This is a genomic window from Bacillus sp. OTU2372 (assembly GCF_038440275.1).
GTDB classification, from domain to species: domain Bacteria; phylum Bacillota; class Bacilli; order Bacillales; family Cytobacillaceae; genus Neobacillus; species Neobacillus bataviensis_B.
On sequence record NZ_JASATK010000005.1, the window covers coordinates 141,246 to 154,186 of the forward strand.

Annotated in this window: 10 protein-coding genes and 1 pseudogene; 10 read left to right on the forward strand and 1 reads right to left on the reverse strand. The window is 36.2% G+C overall.

Annotation, left to right across the window (positions count from 1 at the left end; all coding sequences use genetic code 11):
- Nucleotides 1–314 precede the first annotated feature (314 nt).
- The 3 genes from AAHB15_RS11390 (at nt 315) to AAHB15_RS11400 (ending at nt 4,009) form a co-directional block, all read left to right on the forward strand.
- A complete protein-coding gene (locus AAHB15_RS11390; protein ID WP_335574499.1) occupies nt 315–1,238 on the forward strand; it encodes a sugar phosphate isomerase/epimerase family protein in 924 nt (307 codons plus the stop codon).
- A gap of 28 nt (nt 1,239–1,266) precedes the next feature.
- Complete coding sequence (locus tag AAHB15_RS11395; RefSeq protein WP_335574500.1) at nt 1,267–2,433, forward strand: Gfo/Idh/MocA family protein; 1,167 nt, start codon at nt 1,267–1,269, stop codon at nt 2,431–2,433.
- A gap of 154 nt (nt 2,434–2,587) precedes the next feature.
- Entirely contained in the window at nt 2,588–4,009 is a 1,422-nt protein-coding gene (locus AAHB15_RS11400; protein ID WP_335574501.1) for a sugar porter family MFS transporter, read from the forward strand.
- 84 nt (nt 4,010–4,093) lie between these two features.
- Here AAHB15_RS11400 and AAHB15_RS30180 read toward each other — a convergent pair.
- A pseudogene (locus AAHB15_RS30180) lies at nt 4,094–4,222 on the reverse strand (hypothetical protein); the annotation flags it as partial.
- A 375-nt stretch (nt 4,223–4,597) separates the two neighbouring features.
- Here AAHB15_RS30180 and AAHB15_RS11405 point away from each other — a divergent pair.
- From AAHB15_RS11405 to AAHB15_RS11435, 7 genes are all read left to right on the forward strand, one after another.
- Entirely contained in the window at nt 4,598–5,572 is a 975-nt protein-coding gene (locus AAHB15_RS11405) for a LacI family DNA-binding transcriptional regulator (protein ID WP_335574502.1), read from the forward strand.
- 166 nt (nt 5,573–5,738) lie between these two features.
- Complete coding sequence (locus tag AAHB15_RS11410) at nt 5,739–6,710, forward strand: ABC transporter permease (RefSeq protein WP_335574503.1); 972 nt, start codon at nt 5,739–5,741, stop codon at nt 6,708–6,710.
- Nucleotides 6,711–6,722: 12 nt separating this feature from the next.
- Nucleotides 6,723–7,637 (forward strand): carbohydrate ABC transporter permease, encoded by a 915-nt coding sequence (locus AAHB15_RS11415; protein WP_342042406.1) that lies wholly within the window; start codon nt 6,723–6,725, stop codon nt 7,635–7,637.
- 109 nt (nt 7,638–7,746) lie between these two features.
- The gene (locus AAHB15_RS11420) at nt 7,747–9,354 is read left to right on the forward strand and encodes an ABC transporter substrate-binding protein (protein ID WP_335574505.1); all 1,608 of its coding nucleotides are present in this window, start codon (nt 7,747–7,749) and stop codon (nt 9,352–9,354) included.
- A 98-nt stretch (nt 9,355–9,452) separates the two neighbouring features.
- The gene (locus AAHB15_RS11425; RefSeq protein WP_335574506.1) at nt 9,453–10,433 is read left to right on the forward strand and encodes a carbohydrate kinase family protein; all 981 of its coding nucleotides are present in this window, start codon (nt 9,453–9,455) and stop codon (nt 10,431–10,433) included.
- A 2-nt stretch (nt 10,434–10,435) separates the two neighbouring features.
- Nucleotides 10,436–11,950, forward strand: a complete 1,515-nt coding sequence (locus AAHB15_RS11430) for a glycoside hydrolase family 32 protein (RefSeq protein ID WP_335574507.1) — start codon at nt 10,436–10,438, stop codon at nt 11,948–11,950.
- A 75-nt stretch (nt 11,951–12,025) separates the two neighbouring features.
- Nucleotides 12,026–12,622: a YesL family protein gene (locus AAHB15_RS11435; protein ID WP_342042407.1), complete on the forward strand. Its 597-nt coding sequence runs from the start codon at nt 12,026–12,028 to the stop codon at nt 12,620–12,622.
- Nucleotides 12,623–12,941: the final 319 nt, after the last annotated feature.

A 12,941-nucleotide genomic window follows, 5' to 3' on the forward strand; every position in this document is an offset into this window, starting at 1 on the left:
TATGAAAGCTAAAAAGCAATAGTCACTATTGCTTTTTATTTTTTCTCTTAGTTCTCCTCTTAATAGGTAACTGCGGCCTTCAAATTCTAAAACGTACTATATTAGCAACTAAATAACAGGATTCTACATTTCGCGGGAAATTTAAAGAATCTCGCGTTAAAAATCATTCAAAATCTCTCAAAAACTATAAAAAACAAGATAGTGAAACTTTTTATTATTTATGTTGAATAAACCGCTTAAATTAAACAAGATAGTGAAAGCGATTAATTTAGGCTGGTTTTATAATTAATTTATAAGTTTTGGAGGTGTTTCAAATGAGTATTAAAATTTCAGGAGCGCCTTGTTGCTGGGGTGTGGATGATCCTAAAAACCCTTATTTGCCACCATGGGAGAGAGTTTTAAATGAGGCATCGCAAGCTGGTTATAAAGGTATTGAGTTAGGTCCATATGGCTATATTCCTATGGATATCGATAGAGTACAAGTCGAGCTCTCCAAAAATGACCTGACGATCATCGCGGGGACCATTTTTGATGATTTAGTATCAGAAAGTAATTTGGAAAATTTGTTAAAGCAAGTAGACGATATTTGTTCTTTGATAACAAAACTTCCGCCTTCCCCAAAGGAGGAGGGTCAAAAATTCCTAACTCCATATTTGGTTATTATTGATTGGGGGCATGATGAAAGGGATTATAATGCCGGCCATCCAGATCGGGCACCAAGATTACCCGCAAAGGATTGGAATAGAATGATGAGACATATTCGCGCTCTTTCAGAACGGGCGTGGAATACGTATGGTGTACGTCCGGTGATCCATCCGCACGCTGGCGGTTATATCGAATTTGAAGATGAAATAAAGCAGCTTTTAGAAGATATTCCTTATGAAATAGCAGGACTTTGCTTGGATACAGGGCATCTCTATTATTCAAAAATGGATCCGGTTCAATGGCTTAAAGACAGCAAGGACCGTCTGGATTATGTCCACTTTAAGGATATTGATCTAGATGTTTACGATCAAGTTATGGGAGATCATATTCGATTTTTTGACGCTTGCGCCAAAGGAGTCATGTGCCCAATCGGACAGGGCATCATAGATTACAATTCCATTCATTCTTTGTTAAAAGAGATCAATTACCATGGCTATATCACGATTGAACAGGAACGGGACCCTAGAAACGCTGATACCAGTTTACGCGATGTAAAACAAAGTGTGGATTATTTAATGAGTGTTGGATATTAATAGATTTTGAAAAAAGGAGAATGAAAACATGATTAATGGTGAAAAAAACGTTGAGCAGCCAATCCGCTGGGCAATGGTAGGTGGGGGACGCGGAAGTCAAATTGGCTATATACACCGTTCAGCTGCGTTACGTGATCATAATTTTGATTTGGTTGCGGGTGCCTTTGATATTAATCCAGAACGTGGGAAAGACTTTGGAATGAATTTACATGTTGATCCAGAACGTTGTTATCCTGACTACAAAACAATGTTTGAAGAAGAAGCAAAGCGTGAAGATGGGATTCAAGCGATTTCTGTTGCTACTCCAAACGGAACACATTATGAAATCACGAAAGCAGCTCTAAATGCTGGACTTCACGTTGTGTGTGAGAAACCTCTATGTTTTACCACTGAAGAAGCACTTGAATTACAAGAAATTGCGACAGGAAAAAATCTTGTTGTTGGCATTACATATGGTTATGCTGGACACCAGATGATTGATCAAGCACGAAGAATGATTGAAAATGGAGATTTGGGAGAAATCAGAATCGTAAAAATGCAGTTTGCACATGGTTTCCATTCTGCTGCAGTAGAAGAAAATAGTGAAAGCACGAAATGGCGTGTTGATCCAAAGGTTGCAGGTCCAAGTTATGTTTTGGGTGATGTAGGAACACATCCATTGTACATATCCGAGGTTATGCTGCCAAACTTAAAAATTAAAAAATTAATGTGTTCCCGCCAGAGTTTTGTTAAGAGCCGTGCTCCACTTGAGGACAACGCATTTACCATTATGGAATATGATAACGGTGCAGTTGGTTATGTTTGGTCTTCCTGTGTAAATGCAGGTTCAATGCATGGGCAAACGATTCGTGTGATAGGTTCGAAAGCTAGCATTGAATGGTGGGATGAACATCCTAATCAATTAAGATATGAAGTTCAAGGTCAACCGGCACAGATTTTAGATCGTGGTATGGATTATCTCTATCCACAAGCACTTACAGATGATCGTATCGGTGGAGGCCATCCAGAAGGACTATTTGAAGCATGGTCAAATCTATATACTCGTTTTGCCAAGGCGATGGTTGCAGCAGATTGCGGAGAAGCGTTTGATACCTCTTGGTATCCAGGAATCGAGGCAGGGGTAGAAGGTGTTCGTTGGGTTGAGAACTGTGTACGCTCTGCTGATAATGGTGCTGTATGGATTGAATACCAATAAACATAAGGTTTCATTACAATCAAGGCCTTTGATGATCTAAAAGGCCTTATTGTATAAAACTATATGAAAACGCTTTAAAAACACTGTCAGTTTTATAGAATGAGAGGCTTAAGGGGAAATATATGTAAAAAATAAAACCTTGGGAGGAAAATGTATGGGTAATCAAGTAGGGAATTTTAAACGTAATTTACGAACGATTATGATTTCTGCAACATTTGGGGGACTTCTTTTTGGATATGACACGGGAGTTGTGAATGGCGCTTTACCTTTTATGGCAAAACGTGATCAGCTTAATCTTTCACCCACTACAGAAGGGCTTGTGACCAGTTCACTTCTTGCTGGTGCAGCAATTGGTGCCTTGTTGGGAGGAAAGCTGCAAGACCGTTATGGCCGACGTAAAATGATCCTTAATCTATCATTGTTATTTTTACTAGCAACACTCGGAACTACATTTGCTCCCAATGTTTCTGTAATGGTTACCTTTAGATTCTTGCTTGGACTTGCTGTTGGAGGAGCATCATCAATGGTACCGTCCTTTCTGGCAGAGATGGCACCTGCCGAGAATAGGGGACGAATGGTGGCCCAGAATGAAATTATGATTACTGGTGGACAATTATTAGCTTATGTTTTCAACGCTATTCTTGGTGTAACAATGGGGGATACTGGACATGTTTGGCGTTACATGCTCTTTATTTGTGCCATTCCGGCCTTTATGTTATTTATAGGTATGCTTAAGGTTCCTGAGAGCCCAAGATGGTTGGCATCAAAAGGGAAAAAGGATGAGGCGCTAAGTGTCCTTAAACAAATCCGTGACGAGAAACGTGCTATTGCAGAATTTAAGGAAATTGAAGAATCCGTAAAAAGAGACGCAGATCTTGAAAAAGCAACCATTAAAGACTTTTCTACACCATGGTTACGCCGTATTTTGTTGATTAGTATTGGAATTTCCGTCGTGAATCAAATTACTGGTGTTAATTCTATTATGTATTATGGTACGCAAATTCTAGAGCAGGCTGGTTTTGGAACGAAGACTGCATTAATTGCAAACATCGCAAATGGACTTATTTCCGTTCTTGCTGTCATATTCGGTATTTGGATGATTGGCAAGGTGAACCGCCGTCCAATGTTGATAATTGGTTTGTCTGGCACAACCACCTCACTTTTATTGATTGCAATATTTTCAATGGTACTTAAAGGTTCTCCTGTACTGCCGTATCTTGTGCTATCTTTGACAGTTCTATTTTTGGCTTTTATGCAAGGGTGCATTGGACCGGTAACATGGTTAGTTGCTGCGGAAATATTCCCACAAAGATTAAGAGGCCTTGGTAATGGTATTAGTGTATTTTTCTTATGGGCAGTCAACTTTGTTATTGGTTTTACGTTCCCTATTCTTTTAAGTACGATAGGTTTATCCGCTACATTCTTTGCTTTCGTTGTCATTGGCATTTTGGGAATTGCTTTTGTTTACAAATTTATGCCAGAAACAAATGGACTTACGCTTGAAGAGTTGGAGGAGCAGTTCCGTTCCAAGTATGATAAAGGTAATATGAAAAAATCTTTTAGTCAGGCCCAGTAAGAAGAACTTTAAAACTAAAAATGTATTAAATAATAAAAAAGGCATAAAGGACTTTTTCTACAAAAGATCCTTTATGCCTTTCGATTAATTATAAATAGGGTGATTAATATAGTACTTTTCCAATACTTCCAAGGTCGTTTCTTTTGCTTTTTTGATAACTTCTTCAGGATCCATTTGATAGTATTCTGGTCGGAATAACTCAACGGATGTGACAAAATCATCCCTTAATCATTTCTTAGAACAAGTGATATTTTTCACTAACCGTTCTTCTTCCATTTGTGTCGAAGAAACTATTTAGTGATCTGAAAAAACGAAGCCCATGAAAAAAAACATCCGATAAGGGAAATATATATATGATAAAGGCTACGATGAAGATTGGGTTCCTCTTAATAGGCTTGTGTAAAACGAGTTCTTTTTAATGTGAAATCTTGCATAGAGACTTACGCTTTATATAAATTGCTTTAAAAAAAAAAAACGATTGAAACGTTTCCAAATACGTGATAAGATAATCACATAAATTGATTGAAACGTTTCCAATGCGTAATAAAATTAGTTTATAAAATTGCTTTTATTATGGGGGTAATTATAGTGCCAAGTATAAAAGATGTGGCAAACTTAGCGGGAGTAGCAGTTGGCACTGTTTCGAGAGTGATTAACAATCATCCAAACGTTTCGCCTGAAACAATGGAGAAAGTGAATTCGGCTATTAAAGAATTAAATTATATACCAAATGAAGTAGCAAGAAACTTTAAAATGCAAAAGTCCAAAATGGTCGCCTTAGTTCTCCCAAGTATTTGGAATCCTTTTTTTTCTGAACTTGCCTATTATATTGAAGATGAGCTTGATCGAGAAGGTTATAAATTGATGCTTTGCAATAGTGGGGGCAGACCCGACAAAGAGCTTTATTATTTTGATATGCTCAATCAGAATAAAGTAGCAGGAGTTGTTGGAATTACCTATAACGATATTGAAGAAAGTGTTAGTACAGATATACCCATTATTAGTATCGACAGGCATTTTGGAAAAAAAATCACATGCGTAACCTCAGATAATTATACTGGAGGACGAATCGCCGTACAAGAGCTTGTAAAGGCTGGGGCTAAAAAAGTAGCTTATCTCGGAATAACTAGTTCTGCCTACTCTGAGGTAGTTCTTCGTAGAGAAGGATTTATCGATGAAGCAGTAGATAAAGGTATAGAATATTTTATTCATGAGGAACATGATGAAGTTTACAATGATGATCATTTCTTTGAGGATTTCTTTTCAAAAAAGGAACATCATAATGTAGACGGAGTATTTGCCAATACAGATTTACTGGCTGCAAAATATATTGATAGAGCAAAACGATTGGGGATAAGAACTCCAGAGGATGTAAAAGTAATTGGTTATGATGGAATTCAAGATAATAAATTGTTTCACCCCGTCTTGTCCACGATGCGGCAGCCGGTGGAAGAAATGGCTAGAATGTCTGTAAAACTTCTCCTAAGAAAAATTGAAGGCGAAACGCTTGAGCAAGAGATATATCGAATTCCTGTTAAGTACAGAGAAGGAGAAACGACTTAACAGGAAAAAATTTTAGAATTATTTGGAAGCGTTTCAATGGATAAGTTAAGAGAATCGAAACAGGAAAAAACTCTAATTAGTGTATATTTTTTTAACTTTCATTGGAAACGTTTCAATAGTTAGTCAAATTGTAATACTAAGACCATTTAGAATTGAGGGAGATAAGATGAAATTTGCAATAAAAGCTTCCAATAACCCTTTAAAATCGTCTGCGATTCGCGCGAAAACGCTAAACAAAAAAAGTCGAATCAAACAGATTCTCGAAAACTATGAGCTTTACCTTTTCTTACTGCCAGCCATTATCTATTTTATTGTTTTTCAATACGTTCCGATGTATGGAGTTTTAATTGCTTTTAAAGATTATGTCCCCTCTTTAGGGATATTAGGAAGTCCTTGGGTCGGGTTTCAAAATTTCCAGCGATTCTTCGACTCTTATCAATTTTGGACATTAATTAAAAACTCTTTAGGATTAAGCATCTTTCAACTGGTTATTGGGTTTCCAATGCCAATCATTATTGCATTACTTTTAAATCAAATGATTCAACAGAAGTATAAGCGTTTTGTCCAAACAGTTATTTATGCACCACATTTTATCTCAATCGTAGTTTTAGCCGGTATGGTCTTTGTCTTTTTCTCAGATAAAGGATTAGTTAATAGTGTGATAACACTATTTGGAGGATCAGCTATATCGTTTATGTCTGAACCCAGTTGGTTTAAACCTCTATATATAGGATCTGGAGTATGGCAGGAAACGGGTTGGGCATGCATTGTTTATTTAGCTGCATTAGCTGGGGTAAGTCCTGAAATTCACGAAGCTGCAACCGTAGATGGTGCAAATAAGTGGCAAAGGATTTTACACGTGGATATTCCTGCCATTATGCCGACAGCTATAATACTCCTCATTTTATCGGTAGGGAATTTAATGAATATAGGATTTGAAAAAGCATTTTTATTGCAAACACCATTGAATCAGCCAGCTGCAGAAATTATCCCAACTTACGTCTATAAAGTAGGTTTACAGCAATCAGAATATAGTTTTGCTTCTGCCGTAGGATTATTCAATTCGGTTATTAACTTAGTTTTACTTTGGATTGTAAACAAAACAGCAAAGAAAGTTTCTGGTTCAGGACTATGGTAGGGGGTGTCGGAATTGAGTAAATTCAAAAAAAATAATAGAGTAAAAAAAATAAAATCAAAAGAGGATAAAATATTTGACACTATAAACTTTATATTTTTGACTCTCATTTGTTTAGCAGTCTTATATCCTTTATATTTTGTGGTCATTGCCTCAATAAGTAATCCAGATTTAGTTTATAACGGAAGTGTTTGGTTATTACCTAAGGAAATCACATTTGAAGGATATAAGAGGATTTTCAGTGATCCTAAAATCTGGTTAGGATATAAAAATACCATTATTTATACGGTTTTAGGAACTGCGGTGCAATTATCCCTGACATTGATGGCTGCTTATGCCTTATCCCGTAAAGATTTATATGGTAAATCCTTCTTTATGTTGATGATATTATTCACGATGTTCTTCTCTGGCGGGTTAATTCCTACGTATTTAGTTGTTAAAGATTTAGGGATGCTGAATACGATGTGGGCAATGATCATTCCAAAAGCTATCGCCGTCTGGAATTTGATAGTAGCGAGATCCTTTTTCGAATCTTCGATACCAAATGAATTACTAGAAGCAGGTAAGATCGATGGATGTTCGAACACTAGATTCTTTTTGAAAATTGTTCTTCCATTATCTAAACCAATCATCGCCGTTATGGTTCTATTTTATGCAGTAGGTAATTGGAATTCATACTTTGATGCATTGATTTATTTAAATGATGAGAGTTTGTATCCTTTGCAATTAATTTTGCGTAATATTTTGATTCAAAATCAATTGAGCGTACAAATGTTAAGTGATTTGGATAATCTTGCCGCACAGCAACACGTTGGAGAGATTATTAAGTATGGTGTTATCATCGTTGCCGCAATTCCATTATTAATTGTTTACCCATTTGTCCAAAAGTATTTTGTAAAAGGAGTATTAATTGGCGGTGTCAAGGGATAACCTTTTCTAATGCCAAGGCTAAAAAGTATTCCTTTAAGGGGGTGACGGATAAAGGGATCCTAAGAGGTTGTTCATATTAAAAACTGATTAATTATGAGGGGGAAAAAATATGAAAAAGTCATGGTTTACGAAATCATTAGTTTTATCTATTGGTCTTTCGACAATTCTTGCTGGATGTTCCAGTGATAAAAGTGCATCAGAAGAAACGAAAAAAGTAAATGTAAAAATGAATTCTACCGGACTACCGATTGTTGATAAAACAATTAAGCTTAATTTTGTGTCACCGAAATCATCTTTAGCTCCTAATTTTGCTGATATGACCATTTTTAAAGAACTTCAGAAAACAACCAATGTTCAAATTAAATGGAATAACATTCCTGGTGACGGCTATCAGGAAAAGAAAAACTTATTGCTTGCAAGTGGAGATCTTCCAGATGCTTTCTATAATTCAGGTTTTAGCGATTTGGATATTCAGAAATATGCAAAGGATGGAACCATTATTCCTTTAGATGACCTAATCGATAAATACATGCCAAACTTAAAGAAAAGACTGGAAGAAAGACCTGAATTGAAGAAGGTCATTACTGCTCCGGATGGACATATTTACTCTTTGCCTAGGGCAGAAGAGATGGATTTAGTTGGACTACCTAACACCATGTACATCAATAAGAAATGGCTTGATAAGCTAGGTTTAAAAATGCCTACAACTCTTGATGAATATCATGATGTTTTGAAAGCATTCCAAGATAAGGATGCAAACGGAAATGGCAAAAAAGATGAGATTGGATTAACTTATCTATTCAACGGATGGTGTGGTAACTTCGGTGATATGATTGCAGCATTCGGAGTTCCTGATAACAATGACCACCGTATCGTCCGTGATGGAAAAGTAATCTTTACCGCTGTTCAGCCTGAATATAAAGATGCTATCCAGTATTACCATAAATGGGTGAAGGAAGGATTAATTGATCCAGAAGCAACCACTCAAGACACAGCAAAGATGTTTGCAAAAGGTAAATCAAAAGATGAGACATTAGGTTCTTTTATTTGGTGGGAAAATACAGAAATGGTCGGTACTGATCGCCGAAATGATTATGTAGTCTTACCACCGCTTGTAGGTCCAAAAGGAAAACCAATCGTAGGTCGCTCAAACTATTCTGAATATGGTCGTGATGCATTTGTTATTACAAAGGCAGATAAGTATCCAGAAATTACTTCAAGATGGGTAGACCAATTATATGCTCCAAAAGAGTCTGCTCAAGTGAACTGGGGTCCAATTGGTGAGGTTTATAAAGAGGACAGTAACGGAATGTTAGTGAATAAAGAATTGCCTGCTGGAGTGGCAATGGGTGAGTACCGTCAAAAAGTGGCTCCTGGAGGACCATTCATCGTTTTAAAACAAGACTTTGGTAAAGTGGTTGATATGGAACCACGTGCAAAAGAACGTTTGCAAATTTTGGATAAATATTATCGTCCTTACGTAGAAAAAGAGAATTATCCGCAAGTCTTCTTTAGTCAAGAAGATTCACAAAGAATTAATCAGCTTCAAACGGATATTACTCAATTTGTTAACCAAAAGCAAGCGCATTGGTTGCAGGATGGCGGAATTGAAAAAGAATGGGATAGCTATGTAAAACAGTTAGATCAAATGGGTCTTCCTGAATTGATGAAATTGTACCAAAAGGGACTTGACGATTTTAACAAAAACAGTAAATAACCATCCCATTTCTAAATAAAAGGCAGAACATAAGGGTGCAGCCTCGTCGTTCTGCCTTATCTATTAATCTTACCACATTAAGGGTTAGGTGAACATAAATGTACGATATTACGGCATTAGGAGAGTTACTTATTGATTTTACACCTTCAGGATCTAGGGAAAGCAGAAGAGTTCTGTTTGAACAAAATCCTGGTGGGGCTCCAGCTAATGTTCTAGCAGCTTTATCTAAATTGCAAAAAAAGACCGCTTTTATTGGAAAAGTTGGAAAAGATCAATTTGGGTTCTTTTTAAAAAATATATTGGATGAAATAAATGTGGAAACTTCTGGGCTGGTTTTCTCAGAAGATGCAAATACAACTCTAGCATTTGTCCATTTAGATGATGAGGGTGATCGAACATTTAGTTTTTATCGTAACCCTGGAGCGGATACCACATTAAGCATAGAAGATGTAGATTTTGGTTTGATAAAAAGTTCTAAGATTTTTCATTTTGGATCTCTTTCCATGACTCATAACCCTGCTGCAGAAAGCACTCTCGCAGCCGTTGCTTTTGCAAAAGAAAATGGAGCTCTTATTTCTTTCGATCCTAATTTAAGAGAATCGTTATGGGATAGTTTAGACCATGCTAAGAAAATGATGTTTAAGGGGCTTGAATTCGCTGATGTGGTGAAAATTTCAGAAGAGGAACTAACTTTCCTTACTGGAGTAAGCGATCTTGAAGAAGGCACTCGAATTTTATGTAGCACATACCATGTTCCCTTGATGTTTATCACTTTAGGTGGAAATGGCAGTTTTTTTAGACTGAGAGAAAAAACAGGTCATTTACCAGGTTTTGTTGTTGACGTTCAGGATACCACCGGAGCAGGAGACGGTTTCCTTGGAGGAGTTCTTTATAAGATTCTTCAAAAAGAATGCCTGATTGATAGTTTAACTTACGAAGATTTAGTAGAAATAGCATCCTTCGCAAATGCTGTAGGCGCATTAGCTACAACAAAAAAAGGGGCAATTGGGAGTATGCCTACTCTCGACGAAATTTATACATTAAGAAACTTAAAAGTAGTAACAAAGGAGAACCTATAACAATGAAACTAGAAGAATATAAAACATCGAGTTCTGAAAAGTATTACACAGAACCCCATAGACCACAGTTTCATTTCACACCTGAATCCAATTGGATGAATGATCCTAACGGAATGGTTTACTATGAGGGAGAATACCATCTTTTTTATCAGTACCATCCACACGATACGATATGGGGACCCATGCATTGGGGACATGCTGTAAGTAAGGACTTAATTCATTGGGAGCACCTGCCAATTGCTCTGTCCCCGGATGAGAATGGGGCCATATTTTCTGGAAGTGCTGTTGTAGATTGGAATGATTCAACTGGATTTTTCAATGGTGAATCTGGGCTTGTTGCCATTTTTACGCATGCAGATCAATATCCGGGGTCAGAACGTCCAAGACAAAGACAAAGTCTCGCTTATAGTACCGATAAAGGGCGAACTTGGAACATGTATAAGGGAAACCCTATTTTATCAGATATAAGAATCACAGATTTCCGTGATCCTAAAGTGTTTTGGCATGAAACTACAAAAATGTGGATTATGATTCTTGCAGCAGGTAACCACGTCCGGATATATACTTCCCACGACTTAATAACGTGGAATTTTGCAAGTGAATTTGGTAGTGAGGCTGGTTCTCATGCAGGTGTTTGGGAATGTCCTGACTTATTTGAATTACCGGTTGGCGGAAAAAACGAAAATAAAAAGTGGGTAATGATTGTTAGTATTGGAAATGAAGCAGCTTATGCAGAAGGTTCAAGAACTCAATACTTTATCGGGGATTTTGATGGTTCAACTTTTACAAATGAGAATTCAAAAGAAACGGTCCTTTGGCTTGATCATGGAAGAGATAATTATGCAGGAGTCACTTGGTCGGATGTACCTGCTGAGGACGGGCGCCGTATTTTTATTGGTTGGATGAGTAATTGGAAATATGCAAATGAAACTCCAACAAAAGTTTGGAGAAGTGCAATGACACTCCCTCGCGAATTGAAACTCGTGACAACAAATGATGGCGTTCGGTTAAGCCAAACACCTATTACGGAAATAGAGTCTCTTCGTAAAGAAAATGCAAAATTAGAAAATATCACTATAAATGAACATGTAGCAAATGTTCTTTCGAATATAAAGAGTAATGCATTTGAATTATTGGCGGAGTTTGAATTGGATACAGCCTCTGTATTTGGTTTTAAGGTACGAATGTCAAAAGATGAGAAAACAATAATTGGTTATAATGTAACTGAGAAAAAGTTATTCATCGATCGACAGAGTTCAGGGGAAACATCATTTAATCCATTTTTTGCATGTAATCACAATGCAATCTTAGAACCAGAACAAAATCGAATAAAAATGCATATATTTGTTGATTGGTCTTCCGTAGAGGTATTTGCAAATAATGGAGAATTGGTTATGACTGATTTAATCTTCCCAGATCGTAATAGCCAAGGATTAGAACTATTTGCTGTTGATGGCAATGTCCAACTAACATCTCTAGATTTTTACGATTTAGAATCATGTTGGTGCAAAAAATAACAACACCATTGTAAGTTTGAAAGGGATTTTTCGTACAAAAAAAATCCAATCTTGTCCTAAAAAAGGGGAAACACCATGAATATCCTTAATAGTAGATTTTTGCACTATACCGAAAAAATAGTTGACTTATTCTTATTAAATTTATTATGGCTAATAATGTGTATACCTGTTATTACTATTTTTCCGGCGACAGTATCCATGTATGGCGTAATAAGAAAGTGGACAATAGGGCAAGCAACCAATGGAATTTTCCGTACTTTTTTCTTGTTATTTAGAGAATGTTTTTTACAAAGTTTTGGAATTTCAGTATTATGGGCAGCCCTAGGTTTTTTTATCTATATAGACTTTCGGATTTTACATTTGGACGGTTCATTAATGCATCTTTTATTGTTGGGTATTCTTTGGTTATTATCCCTATTCTTCTTATCAATTACGGTTAATTTATTTCCTATTATGGCTCACTTTGATACCAATTGGAAAAATGTAATTAAAAATGCGTTAACTATGGCAATCACTTATCCTTTGTCAACCATATTATTAATGATAATATTTTTACTATCATTGTATCTGGTTTATTTGCTTCCTCTATTCATTTTTATTTTAGGAAGTGTGACAGCTTATTTTTCTTATACCATTTGCCATAAATTATTTTTAGGTATAAAGAATTATTAGCCTTTTGTTATGGATGATTTTTTTTAAAGGAGCCTTCGGATATATTTCTGAAGGCTTATCTTAAAACATGATTAACCTGAATCACTTCTCTCTTCTTCATATTAATCTTACATACGTCAATTACTCCTATGTATATTTAAACACCTTAAGAATTTACTTCAACAATAGCTATAAAATTGCATCTAATAGAAAGAATGAAAGATTAGTATATCTCCTAAAAAGACTTACGGTGTAATTATTCAATCATATGATTTAACAAAAGTTGTTTTTATGGGGTAAAGAGGAGTCAACCCACATTTGAAAAACATTTCTTAAGAAA

Bases quoted from the DNA above. Each gene is read 5' to 3' on its own strand.
- AAHB15_RS11425 (WP_335574506.1), top strand. From the start codon at position 9,453: ATGTACGATATTACGGCATTAGGAGAGTTACTTATTGATTTTACACCT.
- AAHB15_RS11410 (WP_335574503.1), top strand. From the start codon at position 5,739: ATGAAATTTGCAATAAAAGCTTCCAATAACCCTTTAAAATCGTCTGCG.
- AAHB15_RS11390 (WP_335574499.1), top strand. From the start codon at position 315: ATGAGTATTAAAATTTCAGGAGCGCCTTGTTGCTGGGGTGTGGATGAT.
- AAHB15_RS11430 (WP_335574507.1), top strand. From the start codon at position 10,436: ATGAAACTAGAAGAATATAAAACATCGAGTTCTGAAAAGTATTACACA.
- AAHB15_RS11395 (WP_335574500.1), top strand. From the start codon at position 1,267: ATGATTAATGGTGAAAAAAACGTTGAGCAGCCAATCCGCTGGGCAATG.
- AAHB15_RS11400 (WP_335574501.1), top strand. From the start codon at position 2,588: ATGGGTAATCAAGTAGGGAATTTTAAACGTAATTTACGAACGATTATG.
- AAHB15_RS11435 (WP_342042407.1), top strand. From the start codon at position 12,026: ATGAATATCCTTAATAGTAGATTTTTGCACTATACCGAAAAAATAGTT.
- AAHB15_RS11420 (WP_335574505.1), top strand. From the start codon at position 7,747: ATGAAAAAGTCATGGTTTACGAAATCATTAGTTTTATCTATTGGTCTT.